Origin of the sequence: Bacillus cereus group sp. Sample62 (genome assembly GCF_036851315.1) — a bacterium.
Taxonomy (GTDB): domain Bacteria; phylum Bacillota; class Bacilli; order Bacillales; family Bacillaceae_G; genus Bacillus_A; species Bacillus_A wiedmannii.
This window is the reverse complement of the sequence record NZ_JAFLPK010000001.1, coordinates 395,849-416,226: the sequence shown is the minus strand read 5'-3', so window position 1 is coordinate 416,226 and position 20,378 is coordinate 395,849. Positions and strand designations below refer to the sequence as shown.

The window sequence follows — 20,378 nt, the reverse complement described above, 5'->3', positions numbered from 1 at the left end:
ATAAACTCATCTGAATCTAGTTTTACACAACTCCTACTTCTTCATACCGATACCGCTAAATAATTATACTAAAATAATTTTATCTTTCTTTTAATAAAAATAGACTCCTTCTAAAACAGCACACATGAATTTCCTATCATATGGAAATATTAAAAGGAAAATTGTTCTAAAATCGGGAGGTTTCTATAATGACAAGCGATACATTTCCACAATTTCCATTATCCTATTGGATTGAATCTACTCAAATCCCTGCTTTTCCTCATTTATCTGAAGATACAAAAACTGAAGTTGCTGTTATCGGAGCTGGTATTACAGGCATTACGACTGCCTATTTACTTGCAAAAGAAGGTATGAACGTTGTTTTAATTGATTCTGGCCTTATTTTAAATGGAACGACTGGGCATACAACAGCGAAGGTAACAGCACAACATGATCTTATTTATGATGAATTAATCAATCATTTCGGTGTGGAGAAAGCGAGGCTTTACTATGAATCAAATAATCATGCTCTACAATTCATAAATAAAACTGTGCAAACATATAAAATCGACTGTAATTTCTCAAATGAAGATTCATATTTATATACAAATACTGATAATGGATTAAGAAATTTATCAAAAGAATATGAAGCCTATCAAAAATTAAATATACCTTGTGACTATGTTCAATCTCTATCAATTCCGATTCCAGTACAATCTGCACTTGTCATGAAAAACCAAGCACAATTCCATCCTATCCTTTATTTGAAAACACTTTTAGAAAAGTTTGTGGAGATGGGTGGAAAAGTTTATGAACAAACAACAGCTATTGATGTAGAAAAAGGTGATTATCCGCAAGTCATTACAAAAGGCGGGCATCGCATCACTTGCAAATATGTTGTCTCTTGTTCGCATTTTCCTTTTTATGATGCGAATAGCTTTTTCTTTACGCGAATGTATGCTGAACGCTCTTATGCTCTTGCAATCAAAGCAAAAACGGATTATCCAGGTGGCATGTATTTAAGTATTGATGACCCAAAACGCTCATTGCGCTATACAACAAACAATGAGGAAAAATTAATTTTAATTGGCGGAGAAAGTCATAAAACAGGACAAGGAATAAACACAATGCTTCATTATGAAGCACTGTATTCTTTTGCGGAAGCAACGTTTGGAGTAGATGAAGTTCCCTATAGATGGTCAGCACAAGATTTAATCACGCTAGATAAGCTTCCTTATATCGGACATATTAACGAAAGAAATCCAAATATATTTGTTGCAACTGGATATCGTAAATGGGGAATGACAACTGGAACTGCTGCTGCTCATTTACTGAAGGACTCCATTCTAAAAGTCCACAATCCCTATAAGGAACTGTATGCACCATCACGCTTCCATGCAAATCCAGATATAAAAACATTCCTCTCCCAGAACATTGATGTTGCGAAACATTTAATTGAAGGAAAGATCGAAACCGCATTACGTAAGCTAGAAGATCTCGAAGTTGGTGAAGGATCTGTCGTACATGTTAATGGGAAACGAGCAGGTGCTTATAAGGACAAAGATGGAAAATTACATATTGTCGATACAACTTGTACACATCTCGGCTGCGAAGTTGAATGGAATAATGGCGATTGTACTTGGGACTGCCCTTGTCATGGTTCCCGCTTTTCAATTGAGGGAAATGTTATGGAAGGTCCAGCAGATCAACCGTTAAAACGAGTTGATATCGAGTAGACAATGCAATATGACTTAGCCTAGAATTTTTACTTATTCTCCTTTGCAGTCTTATCGCAGCTATATCTGTTTTTTTATTCCTACAAAATAAAAAAGAGCACAAACTCACTTGTGCTCTTTTTCATATACTGCAAACAACATATCTCGAAACAATGTATTTAAACTCTCAATATCGATCCCTGATCCCTTTTCAATTCCTTTTACATATTGCTGATAGTAATGAATTTGTTCTTCTAAAAATTGATTCAACACCTCAATTTTTAATCCAATATCTAATTCAGTACCTGCCTTTTTCTTTATTAACAACTGTTCAATTTCATCTAATACGCTACGTTCTAACGATAATTCTGTAATCAATCGATCGAATTCTACAGGTGGTAAAGTTGTTTTCTCCTCTAGCCACTTACAAGCTAAAATAGGACGCAATACATAAAAGTATTTTTTCAATTTTACGTTCTCACCTTGCAAAAATTCACGATAATTTTTTGAAGCCATATGTAAGTAATGATATATCGTTGCTTTTGGATCAAAGTGCTTATCACTCATTTGCTGAAGCTGTTCTGGAAAATGAGAGTTTTTCGAATAGAAAATCGGTGATCGAATCCATTCGAGTAAAGCTGGGTTTGACTTTGCGAATAACTGTAACGCCTTTTTAATATCCCATCCGCTTATATCTAAATCATCACTAATCGGATACTCAATTACATCTCGTTTATCATGAATTGATAAATACCACTCTACCGGATGCATATAAACAAATCTAACATCATAATCACTATCTTTCGATGGAAATCCCCAAGCACGACTCCCTGATTCCACTGCAAATAAAATTTTCACATCATTCTCTTGTTCAATTCTTGCTAACTCCACTCTAATTTTCTCTCTCATTTCATACCCTCTCCTTTTTTTGATTATTTCCTTGGAAATTCGACAAATATACTGCTAAGTTTACTACATACTAAAATAGCTGTCAGAAAATTCCCGACAGCCTACCAAAATTCTTTATTTTTTACTTGTTCTTTTCTGTTACACTAACCGCAATTCGTTCAAACTCTTTTTGAATCTCCTCTTTATATGCATCTACTTTTGAAAAATCCATAGCAGCAATATATATTCGTTCTAATTTATCACGAACTGATTTCGCTTTCGATAGGAAAGACATCGCCTCATTCATTTTTGCTTTATATTGAATCGACACGTCACGAATTTCTGTCGCATACTTCTCATCTGTCCCTGGTGTCACAATCAAGGCATACATATCTATAATTTCATCACCTTCGCGGCTCGGAAAATATTCATGTGGTGCGGTACTATCAAAAATTGCAAACCCTAATTCTCTTACGATAACCATATCAAGACTATTTGGATCAAATCCACAATGATATACTTCAACTTCAAATCCTTTTTCTTCTGCTGCCTTAGCTAATTTCTTAAGCATTGTTGATTTCCCAGAGCCTGGGCGTCCTTTTATAAAATAACGATGTGGTAATCCCTCTGTTAAATTAGGAACAAAATCAACTGCCCCTTTCGGTGTAGCTGCCCCTAAAAACCGATGTTTCACAAGCGATTGTTTCCCGCCTTTATCTGTAAATAACTTCTGAATCAGCTGATTGGTTAATTCATTTGCTTTATTAAAATCAATATTATTAATATATATTTTCTCCCACTCATCATGTATAACTAGTGCCTCGTTAAAACATGCGTAAGCAGTTTGAAAAGCCTTGCTTGCTTCTGAAACAAATCGTTCAATTTCCACCTTCTGCTTTCTTAATTTATTTGAGTCCCAAGCAACCCCTAAATTAATATACTCTTCGACAACTCCTGGCATTTTCGGCTCAATAACATGCGGTGATGTTCCATCAACAATTCCTACTTTTAACTTCGGGATAATTACACCATCAACCGATTTATTATCAGAAGAACAGTGTAAAAATTCAATATCATATCCTTTTTCAACCCATTCACGACCTATTGCTTTGATTAAAGAAGATTTCCCGGTTCCAGGACCACCCTTTAAAATAAATAACCTGTTTAGCCCTTTTAAATTCTCGTCGTATAAATTATGAAATCCTCTAGCTGTATTTCCACCAGCATAATAATTCAATACATTCCCTGTCACTGCACTCACTCCTTCGCAGCATTCTATTTACATAAGCTACAATATGCGAGCAACTTTATTTGGGTGAATACCTATTTTGTATTGCACGAAAAAAGGAAATGAATTACAATTTAAAAGTGGTGAATATTCAGAAATTAAAACTTAATATGTCTTTATCAAGAGAGGTAGAGGGACCGGCCCTTTGACGCCCAGCAACCTCAGTTTATACAAACTGAATAGGTGCTAATTCCTGCAAAATGCATTGCATTTTGAAAGATAAAACGTAACTATTGTGTGCAAAACTCATCTTTCTTGATTATGAAAGGTGAGTTTTTTTATTTCAAAACATATATTGGAGGTATTAAAAATGAAAGTAATTGACCTATCACAAACATTTGAAAACAATATGTCCCAATTCCCTGGAACACCAAAAATCAATTTAGGAGCCATTACAAGCGTTGAAGAGACAGGCTATCAAGTTACAGATTTTCATTCTGTTGTTCATGTTGGTACGCATTGTGATGCTCCTGCGCATTTCATTTCAGGCGCAACGACTATTGACCAACTACCTCTTGATCAATTTGTAGGCGAAGCCGTTCTTGTCGATGTAACTCATATTCAAGAGCGAAAGTTACGTAAGGAAGTATTGCATAATGTTGATATACAAGAAGGAGATATTGTTATTTTCCATTCCAATCTATCTACTAAATGGAATACAGAAGCGTATGAAAAAGAAGCCTTTTATCTTTCTGAAGAATTAGCCGAAGAACTAGTTCAATTAAAAGTAAAATCGGTCGGTCTAGATTTCATTTCTCCTGATGAAGTAACGACAGAAACATCACCAATTCATCACATACTACTTGGGAATAATATTTATTTAATCGAAAACTTAACAAACTTAGATGCCATTAACACGAAACGTTTCTTTTTCTCAGCGGCACCTTTAAAAATTAAAGATAGCGACGGTGCTTTCGCAAGAGCATTCGCTGTGATTTTTTAAACAAACTATACAAAAAAGCAAAGATCATCATTGACCTTTGCTTCTATTTTTTTTATTTAAATTAAGAAAGAATTGTTCGACACGAGGACGTACCCAAGCTAAATAATCTTTCTCTTTCTTCTTTGTACAAGCTATTTCTTCCCCATCTACCATTCCGACAAGCTCTAGCTCTAACAGTTGCCTCGTAAATGCTAACATATTTATTTCTTCGTCTGGATACTCTTCTTTTAATTTCTCCTCAATTTCCCCCAATAAAAAACCGTCACGCATCATTGCCAATGCATCAATCCAAAGTGGCGGCATTTCATATTTTTCTCCTGTAATTGTATCTTTTACAATATAATTCTTTTGCTCTTTTCGAAATTGAATCGTGTGTAAACATACAGTCGAATTTAATGTTAATTCCATCATACCACCTCTTTCATAATATCTGCATAGAAAAAAGGATGCGCGTGCACCCCTTCTTTCTCTAACACTACCGAACCGTTACATGAATAACAAATCTCATGTCGATATTTTCCTCCATTATAAACGAAGTATTTTATAAAAAAAACCCTTCTTGAAACATTTTATAAAATGTTTATATTTACACAACAAGAACACTTTTCTGAAAAATATTTTTCTCTAGCACATTATGCTGTCGGTAAAAAAATTTCTACTTTCGTTCCTATTCCCATGCTACTTGCAAATGAAATCTCACTCTATATTGCGCTGCATAACTTTCCATTAGTTGTACAACATATAAAAGAATTTCCTGTATCAAGCTTTTAAATTTGTTCATATAAATACTCCTCATGATTCATACAAAAACTCTACGTGTTACCTCCTTAAATTTTAAGTATGAAATTGCTTTCAGGGCAATATACAACCTTTTCACTATAATTTATATCCGCCTTACCCGATCATGTAGCAGACCATCCGTAAAATTATTATGTCCTTTTACAAAATTATTCATATATAAATTTAGATATTCGCCGTACTTACTTTCTGTATTTAATAATAATTCCTCGACATAGTAAGCACCTTGTCCAAAGTGATCTAATAATAAACTGCACAAGCCTGCATAAATCCCGCACCCTACTTGAAAGTAAGTTGCATTCGTTTTATATTTATGAAAAACTTGGCTACTATTCATTACATTGTACATATACGTCTCGCTATTTTCATAAACGAGTATTACACCAACCAGATCCTCCCCGGCGATTTCTTCTTCCGCTGGATTAAATACTTTACGATTCCAATTCCATAAATCTTCTACTCGATCTAAGTTCTGTCTAATTACATTGGTCGTATACTCATTAATTCGGTAGAGAAAACCCACTTCCATGTTGAATTTTTTTCCTAAAATTAAAACTTCCTCATGTGGCATTAAACAACCATAAAACTCTTTCTCTCCTAACTTTACTTTATACTCTGAAGCATATACATCTTCATAAAAATAAAGGGGACGATGATGACTCATATACATCGGATAACTCCATATCGCTTCATCTAGAAATCGCTCTACTGCCCATGAAGCATAAAGTGTATGAGGCTTTATCAGTGCTGTATCATTCAAAAATGACGTATCATGTTCTACTATATAGCATGCTCTTGGCTTTTCCTGTGGACGTTCCTTCATAAGTTCAACGACCATCCATTGAACAACACCTGGATTCATACCTGAGCCTATAATTGCTTTTGTATTTGTAAATTTCTCTTTCTCCTTCTCAAACCTCGTATATCTTTCCGTAAGCTGAAAGCCGATTAAACTATCGTCTTGATCTACTGCCTCATTTTCCAAAGCTGAATTAATATAAAAAATTCCAAGTTCATTACAACAACTTAAGACTCTAATCGTATCTGCCCCCGAAACATCAATAACAATACCCGTACTTTTTTCTTTCAAATGTTGCTTGAATTTCACTACATCTTGAAGGTCGATTTCATATAAAAACAATTGATCTTTCAAATTTGGAAACAACTCATCATAATAAGTCCTATCTTTTTGTTTTATATCAACCAAATGAAATGTAACATTCTTTATCGCTTCATAAATCGGGTCTTTTTCATTTACTATCGCTTGATTTAAAATTGCTAAAACTGCTTTTGCTGCTCCACCAGCACTACCAAGTAATGTAATCGATAACGAATTTAGAAACTGCTCCACAAACAAAACCCCTTTAATATATTAGTTGAACAGTTCCCCCTCAAAAAAACAAATTGAATATATGAAAAAATGGCTCGTACATATTTTTTATAATTTTGCACAAGATTAGCTCTTCATAGGTAAAGCTAACATATTTGTATTCAATTCATTTTCCCTCTCTTATTCAAATCGAGCTAAACAAATAGGCTCGACCTTTTCTTCTGCATATAAAAGAAAAAGCCAGCCCTTTCAACTAGTCTACGGACAATGGACAGATTTCACGTGTTGAATATTCACATACATTTTTGCATCACGTGCTTTTAATATTTCAATATGCCCTTCATCAATCTTTGCCATCTTTCCGATTTTATTAGATTCCTCACCTAAATCGAACACCATGATTTTGCCGGACATTTTAATAAGCTGTTCTTCAAATGTTCTAGCTAACGTAATATTTAATGGATTCACGGGGAGTTCATTTTTATTGAGGGCGTACGGGACTTGATTTTCTTTATACGGAATTAACCATTTCAAATGCTTTAAAGATATATATACTGTTTTATAAACTGGACTATAAAAAACAATATAATCATTCATTACACTTGTAACATAACCATGTATTGGAGCATTTCCTGCTACATAAACTTCTGTAAAAATCCCTTTAGAAGTACTTAATACTTTTCTCAAAGAAATAGAAGGGGATTCCCTCTTAATTACAGAATCAACATCAGGTTTTGATATTTCTTCATCATGTGGTCTTAAAAATTTATAATATTGGACATGGTATAAAGATATATATACGTAGTCTTGTCCATTGTAAAGAACAACAATATCATTTCCTACGTCTATTAATACACCTTTAAATCTTTGTTCACCGATTAATTTAACATATATATTTTCTCCAATACTTTTGTTTAACTCATTCATCTATATCCTCCTTCCTATGAATTTCTACTTTCCTATTCTCCATTTCAAAAAAATAATCAGGGGCAATGTTCCGTCTTAATAGTAAGGACTTCCTTTTCATACTATCCGAAATAAGAAATCGTACTTCGCCTTCAACCATAATGCCCCTCTTATTTATCAAACATTATTCTTCTTCATTCTTTTTACATTTCACTACTTGACTCACACTCTTAATATGAGACTTCATTACATAAATAACTTCATCGCAATTTACTAGTGTAATACAGCCATGGTGTACCTCACTTAATAAACCTTCCACACATTCTGGACCGCCACGATTAATTTTTACCCACTTATACTTCAAGTCTTTTAATATATCCAAAAAAGTATCCTCATCAGAGCAGAAACATGAACTATAGCAATCGCCACATTTACTTTCTTTCACTTTCTTAACTAGACTCTTCACATGTTTCAAATGATAATATACTAATTCACCATGAGGTAATTGTAGCGTTAGATAATCTTTGCCTAACGATACGAGCTCACCCACTCGACTTTCTGGCCCGCGAAGATTTACTTTTACAGTCTCACCAACTAAACATTTAATTTGGTCATAGCATAATACATTCTCCAATTTCGTATCCCCCTTTCTTATTATCTTCCTCTACTTGATTGTCTTTGTGCACGAGCGCGACCTGAATTATTGCTACTACTTTCCTTACTGCTACTATCGTCGCTCTCATCGCTCTCTCCGCATGCTAATGCGTTATAGTTAACACTTTTAATATGCTTTATTGCAATTAATATAATTTCCTCTTTTACGATTAATGTCACGAAATCACAAGAAACATCCTGTAAAATGCCTTCCACTTTCTCTGGACCACCGCGATTAATTTTCACCCAGCAATATTTGAAGCTTTGAAGTAGTGCTTCAAAGTCTTCTGCACATGCGCAATCTTCCCAATCGCACTCACTTGATCCACAGTCTTTCGCATTTTTTGTAATACTTTTTAGATGACTAAGTTGATAGTAATAAAGCTCACCTTTTTCATTCTGCAATACGAAGTAGTCCGGACATACTGATATTATTGTTCCTTTTTGAGATTCTGGACCACCTCTGTTTACTCTCACAAAAGATCCAATTAAGTCTTTCAAAAAATCCCAATGAAATAAACTCACGAGAAAACCCCTTCCATTAATTTATAAGCATTTGCACTGATAGTATATGTATCTGTACAGGTTACGTTCTCTATGTTTGTCCTAGCTAGAAAAAAATATGCTTTTAACATGGTAGACTACTACCTATCAAAATTCGAAGAAATGCTAAACGCTCCTTAGGCTTTTGATATCTTTAAACAAAAAATCCCGTATGAAGATACATTTCTGCATATCTTCATACGGGATTTCCCATCGTTTAATCTTCGTCTTTAACATCCATATCTTCTGGAATTGGTTCATTTAATATTTCTTCCACTAATTGCTTATATTTCTCGATTTGTTCTAAATGTGTATTGAATTGTTCTTTATTTAATAAATATTGCTCTCCATCAAATAGTGCACGAATTTTCTTTTGCTGAATTAGCTCTTCAATATACGACTTTGGTAAATTCAAATACTCCGCAGCTTCTTCTACTGTTATATACAACGCGTTCATTCCTTTATTATTTTTTCATATATACTGTATCTTACTTTATTTTTGTAAACAAATAAAAAAGATTTTGTAAATGCAATTTAAAAAGAAGGTGGATGCATTCCATATATTGTATAATAATATAGTAAGGATTTTTTAAATATAGAATGGTATTACCCATTTACACAAAGGAGAGTTAACATATGGCTACTCGTCACATCATTACAATGTTAGAAAAAACATTACAGGTTGAAACAGAAAACACAATTTCTCATTTAACTACATCTTTATCTGATCGTATTCTTTCTCAAAGCTCAGTAATACATGAAAACAATTGTTACCATACAATTGGGGAATGGTACAAAAATCATTTTTTATTCCAACAAGATGATTTCCTTTGGGCTAAATACGCTTTCTATGACGCATATTGTGAAGCTATACAGGGACAAGGACATCTTACAAAACGCGTCCGTCAAATATTAGAATCATTAGCTCGAATGCATGGAAAACAGTATATTGCGTCTATATTAAATATGCCATTTCCTAACGAACGAGCTAAAGGGACAGCATAATGTAATACTGTTCTGCGTCAGCAAAACATAGATTCATTGTTTGCTAGGAAGATTTACAAATAAAACGTTCATATCACATGAACTGATGAAACCGGTGTCATTATAATGATTGAAAATATAGTAAACAGGAAAACCCCCATTTACCTCTCTCGTCACTCGAATAGAGAAGTAAATGGGGGTATACTTGTTTTTTTATTATTTCATCATCTGCTTGATCAATTCACGATTTCTCTTCTTAAATACTTCATTATGCGACGAAACCATTCCGTACTCGCTTGCATCCGGTTGAATAAATTGTTTCGCTTTATTTACAGCATTTCCAGCATCTTGGAACGCTCCCGCAATTAAGTGTAATTTCCCTTCATGCTTTAAAATATCTCCCGCAGCATATAATCCATCTACAGAGGACTCACTATTCGCATTCCCTGCAATATAATAATTATCTATAATTGCAACGTCTAACTCACTATTTTCTAATAACGTAATGTCACGTTCATATCCATGGTTAATAATCACTTCATCAATAGGTAAATGTGAAATTTCACTTGTTTCATGATTCGTTAATTCTACATATTCGATCGCTTCATGATTATCACCAGCAATGAGTTTTGTAATCGATGTATTAAAGAAACATTCTGCTGAACTATTCATAAGTTGTTTTACTTGTGCTTCGTGACCAGATAATTCTTCTTTTCTATATGTTACATACACTTTTTTCGCGATTGGTTCTAATTCATTCGCCCAATCAACAGCAGAGTTCCCTCCACCTGAAATAATTACCGTTTTATCTTTGAAACGTTTTAACGATTTAACTGTATAATTTAAATTTGAGACTTCAAATCTCTCCGCACCTTCAATTGACAACTTTTGTGGATTCAATATACCACTCCCAGTTGCGACGATCACTGTTTTTGAAAAATGTTCTTCCCCAGAGCTTGATTTTAATGTGAAAATCCCATCTTGATTACGAATAATTGATTCTATTTTTGTATTCAATACAACTTCTGGCTGGAATGTTAATCCTTGTTGTACAAGTTGCTCAATTAATTTCTCACCAGTAACCGGTAACAATCCGCCGATATCCCAAATCATTTTTTCTGGATAAACATGTATTTTACCACCTAACTGTGGTTGAAATTCTATTATTTTCGTTTTCATCTCTCTTAGTCCACTATAAAAAGCTGAATAAAGCCCTGCAGGTCCTCCGCCTATCACAGTTACATCAAACAATTCTTCTTGATTCATTCGTGTCACTCCTCAGCTACTAATAATTGATTATCATTCTCAATAAAATATAACTTGTTTTTATAAATTTTACAATCAAAATCACTATTGACAATACACCTATATAAAATTATAGTATTTAAAGAATCAATAGTGATAATCATTATCATTTTGTTAATAATTAGCAAATATGAGATTACATCTTCTTTCACTAATATGGTTAATACTATATTGTAAAATCTCATATTCAAGATTTTTAATAAGTATTTTGCATTACCACTACTCTTTCAAACAGATTGCAGTTAAACAAATTATTATATACACATATCATCTATGTTAAAGGAGAAAGACAATGAAAAAGTTATTTATTTCACTAACAGTTCTTTTCGTTCTTGTTATGAGCGCTTGTAGCAATGGCTCTACAGACAAAAAGAACGATGCAAAAGGTAGTAAATCAGAAACAATTACATACCAATCTGAAAATGGTAAAGTAGAAGTTCCTGCAAATCCAAAACGCGTTGTTGTTTTATCATCATTCGCTGGTAACGTAATGTCATTAGATGTAAATCTTGTTGGGGTAGATTCATGGTCTAAACAAAACCCACGCTTTGATAGCAAACTTAAAGATGTTGCTGAAGTATCAGATGAAAACGTTGAAAAAATCGCTGAACTAAATCCAGATTTAATCATTGGTTTATCAAATATTAAAAATGTTGATAAGTTAAAGAAGATCGCTCCTACTGTAACGTACACTTACGGAAAAGTTGATTACTTAACACAGCATTTAGAAATCGGTAAATTATTAAACAAAGAAAAAGAAGCAAAAACTTGGGTTGATGACTTCAAGAAACGTGCACAAGACGCTGGTAAAGAAATTAAAGCAAAAATTGGTGAAGATGCAACAGTTTCTGTTGTAGAAAACTTCAACAAACAGCTTTATGTATACGGCGAAAACTGGGGCCGTGGAACAGAAATTCTGTACCAAGAAATGAAATTAAAAATGCCTGAAAAAGTAAAAGAAAAAGCATTAAAAGAAGGTTACTACGCATTATCTACTGAAGTATTACCTGAATTTGCTGGTGATTACTTAATCGTAAGTAAAAACAAAGATACTGATAACTCATTCCAAGAGACAGAATCATATAAAAACATCCCAGCAGTAAAAAATAATCGCGTATACGAAGCAAACATGATGGAATTCTATTTCAATGATCCACTTACTTTAGATTTCCAACTAGACTTCTTCAAGAAGAGCTTTCTTGGTAAATAATACAAACATGAGGAATTCTTAATTTAAGAATTCCTCTTCCTTTATTCTATGAACAGAAAAGATGTGAAACGAATGACAAAAGATCACGACAATCCACGTTCTATAGCTTTTACATACAAACTCATTTTGAGCATAATTGCATTCTTTCTTATTTTTATGGTGGCAATGGTATTAGGTGCTGCAGATACTTCAATAAAAGACGTATGGTTAGCACTTACTACCTCCGCTAAAGGGGACAAAATATCTATTATTCGCGAAATACGTTTACCACGTGAAGTTGCTGCTATTTTTGTAGGGGCGGGCCTTGCTGTTTCTGGAGCAATTATGCAAGGATTAACACGAAATCCACTTGCAGATCCTGGATTATTAGGATTATCTGGTGGAGCAAATGCTGCACTTGCGTTAACGCTAGCCTTCAACCCTTCCATCAGCTATCTTTACTTAACATTTGCTTGCTTTATCGGTGCTGCAATTGGCGCAATTATGGTATTTGGCATTGGCATGGTGAAAAAAGGTGGACTTTCTCCTCTTCGAATTGTATTAGCAGGGGCTGCAGTTTCAGCATTTTTGCTTGCAATTTCAGAAGGTGTCGGCATTTATTTTAAAATTTCACAAGAGGTATCACTTTGGACTGCTGGGGGCGTAATTGGAACAACTTGGGGCCAATTAAAAATTATTATTCCAGTCATTTCAATTAGTATCTTTATCGCTATCTTATTTGCAAGAAAATTGACAGTCCTTAGTTTCAGTGAAGAAGTGGCTATTGGACTAGGTCAAAAAATTATTGTTATTAAAACCATTCTATTTATCATTATTATCTTACTTGCTGGTGCGTCTGTAGCGCTTGTCGGAAATATGGCATTTATCGGTTTAATGGTACCTCATATGGTACGCCCAATTGTCGGTCCAGATTACCGTTTTGTTATACCGATGTCAGCAATTGCTGGAGCATCCTTTATGCTACTTGCAGATACAATCGGTCGTACTATTAACGCTCCGTACGAAACACCAGTTGCCGCTATTGTCGCAATTGTAGGGCTACCATTCTTCCTATTCGTTGTACGTAAAGGAGGAAAAACATTCTCATGATGCAATCTATTCTAAGAAAACAACGTCTTATTATACTCGCTTTACTAATACTGACCATCACCACCATTGTAGGTGGAATGGGACTTGGTTCAGCATCTTTATCTTATGATCGACTACTCCCAACATTAATGGGACAAGGGACTTTTAAAGAGGAGTTTGTTTTATACTCTTTAAGACTACCTAGAATTGTTATTACATTATTAGCTGGTATGGCTCTAGCTTTATCAGGGGCTATCTTCCAAGGAATTACTCGAAATGATTTAGCTGAACCTGGTATTCTCGGAATCAACTCTGGGGCCGGTGTTGCTGTTGCTATTTTCTTTTTATACTTTCCAATAGATGTAGGTTCATTTCTTTACTTACTACCAGTCGTTGGATTTATCGGGGCTTTTCTGACAGCTGTTTTAATCTATGTATTTTCATATAGTAAATCAACTGGGCTTCAGCCAATCCGACTAACATTAACTGGTATTGGTTTTTCATTTGCACTATCTGGAATGATGATTGTCCTTATTTCATCCGCTGATCGTATGAAAGTGGACTTTATCGCCAAGTGGATTGCCGGAAACATTTGGGGAGATGACTGGGTCTTCGTTTTAGCAATGCTCCCATGGTTAATCGTATTAATTCCGTTCGTTTTCTATAAAGCAAATCGATTAAACATTCTAGCATTAAACGAGCCAGTCGCAATCGGTGTTGGAATTGAAATTGAAAAAGAACGCAGATACTTATTAGTTGCAGCCGTTGCGCTTGCAGCTGCAGCTGTTTCCGTAACAGGAGGAATTAGCTTTATCGGACTAATGGCTCCTCATATCGCGAAATCTTTAGTAGGTCCAAGACATCAAATTTTCATGCCTATCGCCCTTTTAATCGGCGGATGGCTATTGCTATTAGCAGACACAATCGGAAGAAACATCGTTGATCCTAATGGCATCCCAGCAGGTATTGTCGTTGCTTTAATTGGTGCTCCTTACTTTATGTATTTGTTGCTTAAGAAAGCATAGAAACACCCTCAAGATTTTTTCTTGAGGGTGTTTTTATTTCATTCTACTGCTGCCCATACCCTTCAAACTTCTTAGCCAAATTTGCCATCTCATCTTCTGGCAATAACTTCGGCTCCCCGACGCTTTTCGTTTGATAATAAATTTGAGCACAAAACTCAATTTCTTCTGCAATAGTAAATGCCATTTTTATGTTATTTGCACCTGCAATTAAACCGTGGTTCTCAAGTAACACTGCACGACGATCAATCATTCCTTCAAAAGCAGCATCTGCTAATTGCTTCGTACCAAATGTTTCATACGGTGCACAGCGGACATTCGGGCCTGCAAAAGCAATTAAATATGACACTGCAGGAAGTTCCCATCCTAATGATGCAATCGTCTTCGCATAAGGAGAATGTGTATGCACGAGCGCATTTATGTCTTCACGCTTTCTATAATAAATAAGGTGCATATCTAATTCACTTGATGGTTTTCTCTCTCCTTCTACCACTTCACCATCTAAGTTTAATATAACTACATCTTCAGGTTTTGTTTCATAATACTCTAAACCACTTGGGCTAATTGCAACAAGACCTTGCTCGCGATTGAAAATACTAATATTGCCGCCTGTCCCCTTTGTTAAACCGCTAGAAATCATTTTCTTTCCATACGCTACAATTTCTTCTCTTTCTTTTTGTAATAACATATACATCCCCCTAAGTATGAAGCTTATGATGACTGACTTTTTAAATCTATCTACTTATTGAAATAGATTTTTTAAGTTCTCCGTAAACGGCGCTTTTACAATCCCTTTTTCCGTAATAATCGCTGTTACATTTTCATGTGGCGTGACATCAAAGGCTGGATTATATACTTTACTTTCTTTCGGAGCAGAATATTGTCCGAAGCGATTAATCACTTCAGAAGCATCTCTTTCCTCGATTGGAATTTCTTTTCCTGTCGGTGTTTTTAAGTCGATTGTCGGTGTTGGTGCTGCTACATAAAACGGAATGTTGTAGTATTTCGCTAAAATAGATACGCCTAATGTCCCAATTTTATTTGCTACATCACCATTTGCGGCCACACGGTCGCATCCGACGATCACCGCATCAATCTTTCCTTGTGACATAACCATAGCTGCCATATTATCCGTAATAACAGTAACATCAATCCCCGCTCGCTGTAGTTCTAATGCTGTTAACGTTGAACCTTGTAATCTAGGACGTGTTTCATCCGAAAAGATTTTTAAGTTCCATCCTTTTTCTTTCGCTAAGTACATTGGAGCTGTTGCGGTACCATACTTAGTCGTCGCTAACGCACCTGCATTACAATGTGTTAATACTCCCATTCCATCATGGAATAACGTTAATGCATGCTCTCCAATTTGACGGTTAATTTCTTCATCTTCTCTATGAATCTCTTTTGCCTCTTCTAGTAATCTATCTTTCAGCTGGACGATTGATAAATGCGCGTTCTCTGTCGCTACCGCTTCCATTCTTTCAAGTGCCCAGAATAAGTTTACTGCTGTCGGCCTTGATGTTGCCAAATATGCACATACCTTTTTGATCTCCTCTATACATTCTTCCACCGTACTTTGAGTAACTTCCTTAGCTCCTAAATACACACCATACGCTGCTGAAACACCAATCGCTGGTGCTCCTCGTACTTTCATTACTTGAATGGCATCCCACACGCTTTCAGCTGTCTTGAAAGATTCATAGACAACCTCATTCGGTAATAATGTTTGATCTAATAAAACTAAAGCATCATCTTTCCATTGAATTGGTAGTAATTGCTCTTCCATCATTTTCTCCCCTTACTTCGCGTAGTGCATTGACTGTTCTTTTAACGTTTCTACAAAGCTTGTGCCCGTTTTATATTGATTCGCTCGTAAAATAAACTTCTTCGCTACTTGAAGACAAATGCGTTCCGCTCTAGCACGTGCTTCCTCATTCTCAATACAAGTAATATCTTTCACTTTCGCTAATCCAACAATACGACGAATTAACTCAAGGCCCGTCACTGCAGCCGTATCTTCTAATACAGATTGTAAATATACTTCGTTAAAGCCTTCTTCCTTCGCCATAATCTCGGTCACATGAATATTCCAAGCATCTAAAAACTTCTTCTTAAATAAATCAATTACCTCTACCATTGTCGATTGTAGCCAACCCATATACGTATCTTTCTCAGCCCCGGGCGGCATCGTCGCATCTGCATTCACCCAAGCAAACATTAAATTCGCCATTACATTCCCAACGTCATATCCCATTGGTCCATAAAAGGCAAACTCAGGATCAATAATCTTCGTGGAATCATTTTTCACAAAAACTGAACCAGTATGCAAATCACCATGAAGCAATGCCTGTGCATTCGTCATAAAAGAAAACTTAAGTTTTGCTACTTCCATACGAAGCTTTTTATCACTATAAATATGCTCTCTAATCCATCCCTCATTTAGCGAAAATAACTCGTTACGCTTATTATGATTTGTAAATGGCTCAGCGTAGACGAGATCTTCTGTAATTTCACATAACTCAGGATTTATATAATTCTTCACAAGTTCCTTCTTTTCTTTATGATTCATTACAACATCTGATGTTAATAAGAGTGTGTTCACCAAAAAAGTCGTTACATCGTCAGCAAGCCTCGGAAATATTTGATGATTGATAAGTGCTGTACGTAATATAATGTGATCCGATAAATCTTCCATTACGCAACAATTCATCACACTATCAAACAAATACACCTTTGGAACAAGCCCAGGTGCTAACTCCTCCTCTAACTGCAAAACATCTGATTCTATACGAATACGATTCGTCGACAACTTAAATTCATCTGAAATACGTGCTGTATGCCCAGCTTGCTTTACAATGACAGAAATATTCTTCTGTTCATCCCAAACGCGGAATACATAATTTAAATTACCATCGCCTATTTCTTTACACTGTAACCCCTTTGCATCCTTAAACTTAGATAATTTCTCTTTCACATACACAATCACATCGTTAGCTTCCATTAAAAAATACTTCGTGAACTTAGACATGGTTTCCCCTCCACACTAATTGTAAGCGTTTTCTAAAGGTCGTAAAAAAATAATAGGGTGAAATTTTTTCATCCTATATTATATCTTCTTTTTGAAAGGTATATCTAGATTTTATTATATCTTGTTAGCACCTTGAGTCAATGTTTCTATATCATTGCAATATACTTCCTAATTATATATTTGAGATGACAAAAATTGTTCAAAAAGATTTTAATTCATTTTATTTTATTTATCACACAATTCTTTGTAAAATAGAAATAAGCAATCCTTTTCAACTCCACAACTTCTAAGAAGTATTCTCTTCCTAACAATTTATACTTACACCATGTCTCTAACATACACACTACTCTTTTATATACTCATTGAAAATCGATTACATGAAAACTACCTTTTCATTCTCTAACAACCTTAATTGAGAATAAATATTAATTAAATTGATATAAAGTTGGTTTATTCTCTTGACAAAATAACCACTTCTATATGATAATTAATATCGAATTAGAATTATTATAGTTAATTAAAAAATATATTTTATGAGCACACTATTTTTTGATGCTCAAAACCAACATTTAGGAGGAATTTTAATATGTTATTAATCGGCACAGAAGTAAAACCGTTTAAAGCTAACGCTTACCATAATGGAGAATTTATCCAAGTTACTGACGAAAGTTTAAAAGGAAAATGGAGTGTAGTTTGTTTCTACCCAGCTGACTTCACATTCGTTTGTCCAACTGAACTTGAAGACTTACAAAACCAATATGCAACTCTAAAAGACTTAGGCGTTGAAGTATACTCTGTATCTACAGACACTCACTTCACTCACAAAGCATGGCATGATAGCTCAGAAACTATCGGCAAAATCGAATACATTATGATTGGTGACCCAACTCGCACAATCACTACAAACTTCAACGTTTTAATGGAAGAAGAAGGTCTTGCTGCTCGTGGTACATTCATCATCGATCCAGACGGCGTTATCCAATCTATGGAAATCAATGCTGACGGTATCGGCCGTGACGCAAGCATTCTTGTTAACAAAATTAAAGCAGCTCAATACGTACGTAACAACCCAGGTGAAGTTTGTCCAGCTAAATGGCAAGAGGGTTCTGCAACACTTAAACCAAGCCTTGACCTTGTAGGCAAAATCTAAGGAGTTCGATCAAAATGATATTAGATGCAGATATAAAAACACAACTATCCCAATATCTTCAGTTAATGGAGAACAATATTTTACTTAAAGTAAGCGCTGGAGACGACGACGTATCTAAAGATATGTTATCTCTAGTAGACGAATTAGCTACTATGTCATCTAAGATTACAGTAGAAAAAGTTGAATTAGAGAGAACACCAAGCTTTAGCGTAAATCGCCCTGGTGAAGACACTGGTGTCGTATTCGCTGGTATTCCATTAGGACACGAATTTACTTCATTAGTGTTAGCTTTACTACAAGTAAGTGGACGCGCTCCAAAAGTTGAACAAAAATTAATCGATCAAATTAAAAACATTCAAGGCGAATATCATTTTGAATCTTATATCAGCCTAAGTTGTCATAACTGTCCTGATGTTGTACAAGCTCTTAACGTAATGAGCGTTCTAAACTCTGGTATTACACATACTATGATTGATGGCGCTGCATTCAAAGAGGAAGTAGAAAGCAAAGACATCATGGCAGTACCAACAGTTTTCCTAAACGGCGAATCTTTCGGAAGCGGTCGTATGACACTTGAAGAAATTTTAGCTAAAATGGGTAACGGTCCAGATGCATCAGAGCTTTCTGATAAAGATCCATACGATGTTCTTGTTGTTGGTGGCGGCCCAGCTGGTGCAAGTGCAGCAATTTATGCAGCACGTAAAGGCATCCGCACTGGTATCGTTGCTGAGCGCTTCGGTGGTCAAGTAATGGATACTATGGGTATTGAGAACTTCATCAGCGTAAAACGTACTGAAGGTCCTAAGCTAGTAGCAAGCCTTGAAGAGCACGTAAAAGAATACGACATCGATGTAATGAATCTACAACGTGCGAAACGTTTAGAGAAAAAAGAACTTATTGAAGTGGAACTTGAAAACGGCGCTATTCTGAAAAGTAAGAGCGTAATCGTTTCTACAGGTGCTCGCTGGCGTAATGTTGGCGTACCAGGTGAAGCTGAGTTCAAAAATAAAGGTGTAGCATACTGCCCACACTGTGACGGTCCATTATTCATCGGAAAAGATGTAGCAGTTATTGGCGGAGGTAACTCTGGTATTGAAGCAGCTATCGACTTAGCAGGTATTGTTAAGCACGTAACTGTTCTTGAATTCATGCCAGAATTAAAAGCTGATGCTGTATTACAAGAGCGTCTTAACAGCTTACCAAACGTAACTGTTCTGAAAAACGTTCAAACGAAAGAAATCACTGGTACTGATAAAGTAAACGGTATTTCTTACATCGATCGTGAAACTGAAGAAGTTCATCACGTTGAATTACAAGGTGTATTCGTACAAATCGGTCTTGTGCCAAATACAGACTGGTTAGGCGAAACAGTTGAACGCGCTCGCGGTGAAATCGTAACAGACAAACACGGCGCTACAAACGTACCAGGAGTGTTTGCTGCAGGTGACTGTACAAATAATCCGTACAAACAAATCATCATCTCTATGGGTTCAGGTGCAAACGCAGCTTTAGGTGCATTTGATTACTTAATCCGTAACTAATTATATAGACGTGAGTAAAAAAAGCA

General features: G+C 35.3%; 20 protein-coding genes and 1 riboswitch. Of the genes, 8 read left to right on the top strand and 12 right to left on the bottom strand.

Annotation, left to right across the window (positions count from 1 at the left end; translation table 11 throughout):
- Positions 1–188 precede the first annotated feature (188 nt).
- Positions 189–1,715 (top strand): FAD-dependent oxidoreductase, encoded by a 1,527-nt coding sequence (locus J0835_RS02155; protein ID WP_087979275.1) that lies wholly within the window; start codon positions 189–191, stop codon positions 1,713–1,715.
- 105 nt (positions 1,716–1,820) lie between these two features.
- Here the strand turns inward: J0835_RS02155 and J0835_RS02150 are convergent, their stop codons facing one another.
- Both J0835_RS02150 and J0835_RS02145 read right to left on the bottom strand, forming a co-directional pair.
- Positions 1,821–2,603, bottom strand: a complete 783-nt coding sequence (locus J0835_RS02150; RefSeq protein WP_087979274.1) for a nucleotidyltransferase domain-containing protein — start codon at positions 2,601–2,603, stop codon at positions 1,821–1,823.
- 121 nt (positions 2,604–2,724) lie between these two features.
- Positions 2,725–3,834, bottom strand: coding sequence for a PRK06851 family protein (locus J0835_RS02145; RefSeq protein WP_087979273.1), 1,110 nt, complete (start codon positions 3,832–3,834; stop codon positions 2,725–2,727).
- A 149-nt stretch (positions 3,835–3,983) separates the two neighbouring features.
- A riboswitch (SAM riboswitch) is annotated at positions 3,984–4,096 on the top strand.
- Between the two features lie 84 nt (positions 4,097–4,180).
- On the opposite strand from J0835_RS02145, the gene J0835_RS02140 reads away from it, so the two are divergent.
- Positions 4,181–4,813, top strand: a complete 633-nt coding sequence (locus tag J0835_RS02140) for a cyclase family protein (protein ID WP_087979272.1) — start codon at positions 4,181–4,183, stop codon at positions 4,811–4,813.
- A 27-nt stretch (positions 4,814–4,840) separates the two neighbouring features.
- Here the strand turns inward: J0835_RS02140 and J0835_RS02135 are convergent, their stop codons facing one another.
- From J0835_RS02135 to J0835_RS02110, 6 genes are all read right to left on the bottom strand, one after another.
- Complete coding sequence (locus tag J0835_RS02135) at positions 4,841–5,221, bottom strand: hypothetical protein (protein WP_087979271.1); 381 nt, start codon at positions 5,219–5,221, stop codon at positions 4,841–4,843.
- Between the two features lie 475 nt (positions 5,222–5,696).
- On the bottom strand, positions 5,697–6,962 hold the full coding sequence (locus J0835_RS02130; protein ID WP_087979270.1) for an S-adenosylmethionine decarboxylase related protein: 1,266 nt from the start codon (positions 6,960–6,962) through the stop codon (positions 5,697–5,699).
- 237 nt (positions 6,963–7,199) lie between these two features.
- The gene (locus J0835_RS02125) at positions 7,200–7,868 is read right to left on the bottom strand and encodes a hypothetical protein (RefSeq protein WP_048560139.1); all 669 of its coding nucleotides are present in this window, start codon (positions 7,866–7,868) and stop codon (positions 7,200–7,202) included.
- Between the two features lie 163 nt (positions 7,869–8,031).
- A complete protein-coding gene (locus tag J0835_RS02120) occupies positions 8,032–8,481 on the bottom strand; it encodes a spore coat protein (protein WP_087979269.1) in 450 nt (149 codons plus the stop codon).
- A 20-nt stretch (positions 8,482–8,501) separates the two neighbouring features.
- Positions 8,502–9,026 carry a spore coat protein gene (locus J0835_RS02115; protein ID WP_087979268.1) on the bottom strand — a complete coding sequence of 175 codons (525 nt, stop codon included), beginning with the start codon at positions 9,024–9,026 and terminating at the stop codon, positions 8,502–8,504.
- Between the two features lie 235 nt (positions 9,027–9,261).
- Positions 9,262–9,501, bottom strand: coding sequence for a helix-turn-helix domain-containing protein (locus J0835_RS02110; protein ID WP_087979267.1), 240 nt, complete (start codon positions 9,499–9,501; stop codon positions 9,262–9,264).
- A gap of 179 nt (positions 9,502–9,680) precedes the next feature.
- On the opposite strand from J0835_RS02110, the gene J0835_RS02105 reads away from it, so the two are divergent.
- Positions 9,681–10,049, top strand: a complete 369-nt coding sequence (locus tag J0835_RS02105) for a hypothetical protein (protein WP_087979266.1) — start codon at positions 9,681–9,683, stop codon at positions 10,047–10,049.
- A gap of 195 nt (positions 10,050–10,244) precedes the next feature.
- Here the strand turns inward: J0835_RS02105 and J0835_RS02100 are convergent, their stop codons facing one another.
- Positions 10,245–11,294, bottom strand: coding sequence for an NAD(P)/FAD-dependent oxidoreductase (locus J0835_RS02100; protein WP_087979265.1), 1,050 nt, complete (start codon positions 11,292–11,294; stop codon positions 10,245–10,247).
- 331 nt (positions 11,295–11,625) lie between these two features.
- Here J0835_RS02100 and J0835_RS02095 point away from each other — a divergent pair, with 331 nt between their 5' ends.
- Genes J0835_RS02095 through J0835_RS02085 form a run of 3 tightly spaced genes read left to right on the top strand, consistent with a single transcriptional unit; the run spans position 11,626 to position 14,636 of the window.
- Entirely contained in the window at positions 11,626–12,543 is a 918-nt protein-coding gene (locus J0835_RS02095) for an iron-hydroxamate ABC transporter substrate-binding protein (protein WP_000732569.1), read from the top strand.
- Positions 12,544–12,591: 48 nt separating this feature from the next.
- The gene (locus J0835_RS02090; protein ID WP_140386649.1) at positions 12,592–13,632 is read left to right on the top strand and encodes a FecCD family ABC transporter permease; all 1,041 of its coding nucleotides are present in this window, start codon (positions 12,592–12,594) and stop codon (positions 13,630–13,632) included.
- The gene (locus tag J0835_RS02085; protein ID WP_087979263.1) at positions 13,629–14,636 is read left to right on the top strand and encodes a FecCD family ABC transporter permease; all 1,008 of its coding nucleotides are present in this window, start codon (positions 13,629–13,631) and stop codon (positions 14,634–14,636) included. Before J0835_RS02090 ends, J0835_RS02085 begins: the two co-directional genes overlap by 4 nt.
- A gap of 43 nt (positions 14,637–14,679) precedes the next feature.
- Here the strand turns inward: J0835_RS02085 and J0835_RS02080 are convergent, their stop codons facing one another.
- From J0835_RS02080 to mtnK, 3 genes are read right to left on the bottom strand one after another with little or no spacing between them, the layout of a single operon-like run.
- Positions 14,680–15,321: an L-fuculose-phosphate aldolase gene (locus J0835_RS02080; protein WP_087979262.1), complete on the bottom strand. Its 642-nt coding sequence runs from the start codon at positions 15,319–15,321 to the stop codon at positions 14,680–14,682.
- A gap of 54 nt (positions 15,322–15,375) precedes the next feature.
- Entirely contained in the window at positions 15,376–16,419 is a 1,044-nt protein-coding gene (gene mtnA, locus J0835_RS02075; protein ID WP_140386648.1) for an S-methyl-5-thioribose-1-phosphate isomerase, read from the bottom strand.
- Positions 16,420–16,431: 12 nt separating this feature from the next.
- A complete protein-coding gene (mtnK, locus tag J0835_RS02070) occupies positions 16,432–17,661 on the bottom strand; it encodes an S-methyl-5-thioribose kinase (protein ID WP_087979260.1) in 1,230 nt (409 codons plus the stop codon).
- Positions 17,662–18,247: 586 nt separating this feature from the next.
- On the opposite strand from mtnK, the gene ahpC reads away from it, so the two are divergent.
- A complete protein-coding gene (ahpC, locus tag J0835_RS02065) occupies positions 18,248–18,811 on the top strand; it encodes an alkyl hydroperoxide reductase subunit C (RefSeq protein WP_000924420.1) in 564 nt (187 codons plus the stop codon).
- A gap of 14 nt (positions 18,812–18,825) precedes the next feature.
- A complete protein-coding gene (ahpF, locus tag J0835_RS02060; protein WP_087979259.1) occupies positions 18,826–20,352 on the top strand; it encodes an alkyl hydroperoxide reductase subunit F in 1,527 nt (508 codons plus the stop codon).
- The last annotated feature ends 26 nt before the right edge of the window (positions 20,353–20,378 follow it).

Coding starts and splice junctions, on each gene's coding strand:
- J0835_RS02155 (WP_087979275.1), top strand. CDS start 189: ATGACAAGCGATACATTTCCACAATTTCCATTATCCTATTGGATTGAA.
- J0835_RS02150 (WP_087979274.1), bottom strand. CDS start 2,603: ATGAGAGAGAAAATTAGAGTGGAGTTAGCAAGAATTGAACAAGAGAAT.
- J0835_RS02140 (WP_087979272.1), top strand. CDS start 4,181: ATGAAAGTAATTGACCTATCACAAACATTTGAAAACAATATGTCCCAA.
- J0835_RS02135 (WP_087979271.1), bottom strand. CDS start 5,221: ATGGAATTAACATTAAATTCGACTGTATGTTTACACACGATTCAATTT.
- J0835_RS02125 (WP_048560139.1), bottom strand. CDS start 7,868: ATGAATGAGTTAAACAAAAGTATTGGAGAAAATATATATGTTAAATTA.
- J0835_RS02110 (WP_087979267.1), bottom strand. CDS start 9,501: ATGAACGCGTTGTATATAACAGTAGAAGAAGCTGCGGAGTATTTGAAT.
- J0835_RS02105 (WP_087979266.1), top strand. CDS start 9,681: ATGGCTACTCGTCACATCATTACAATGTTAGAAAAAACATTACAGGTT.
- J0835_RS02100 (WP_087979265.1), bottom strand. CDS start 11,294: ATGAATCAAGAAGAATTGTTTGATGTAACTGTGATAGGCGGAGGACCT.
- J0835_RS02095 (WP_000732569.1), top strand. CDS start 11,626: ATGAAAAAGTTATTTATTTCACTAACAGTTCTTTTCGTTCTTGTTATG.
- J0835_RS02090 (WP_140386649.1), top strand. CDS start 12,592: ATGAACAGAAAAGATGTGAAACGAATGACAAAAGATCACGACAATCCA.
- J0835_RS02085 (WP_087979263.1), top strand. CDS start 13,629: ATGATGCAATCTATTCTAAGAAAACAACGTCTTATTATACTCGCTTTA.
- J0835_RS02080 (WP_087979262.1), bottom strand. CDS start 15,321: ATGTTATTACAAAAAGAAAGAGAAGAAATTGTAGCGTATGGAAAGAAA.
- mtnA (WP_140386648.1), bottom strand. CDS start 16,419: ATGGAAGAGCAATTACTACCAATTCAATGGAAAGATGATGCTTTAGTT.
- mtnK (WP_087979260.1), bottom strand. CDS start 17,661: ATGTCTAAGTTCACGAAGTATTTTTTAATGGAAGCTAACGATGTGATT.
- ahpC (WP_000924420.1), top strand. CDS start 18,248: ATGTTATTAATCGGCACAGAAGTAAAACCGTTTAAAGCTAACGCTTAC.
- ahpF (WP_087979259.1), top strand. CDS start 18,826: ATGATATTAGATGCAGATATAAAAACACAACTATCCCAATATCTTCAG.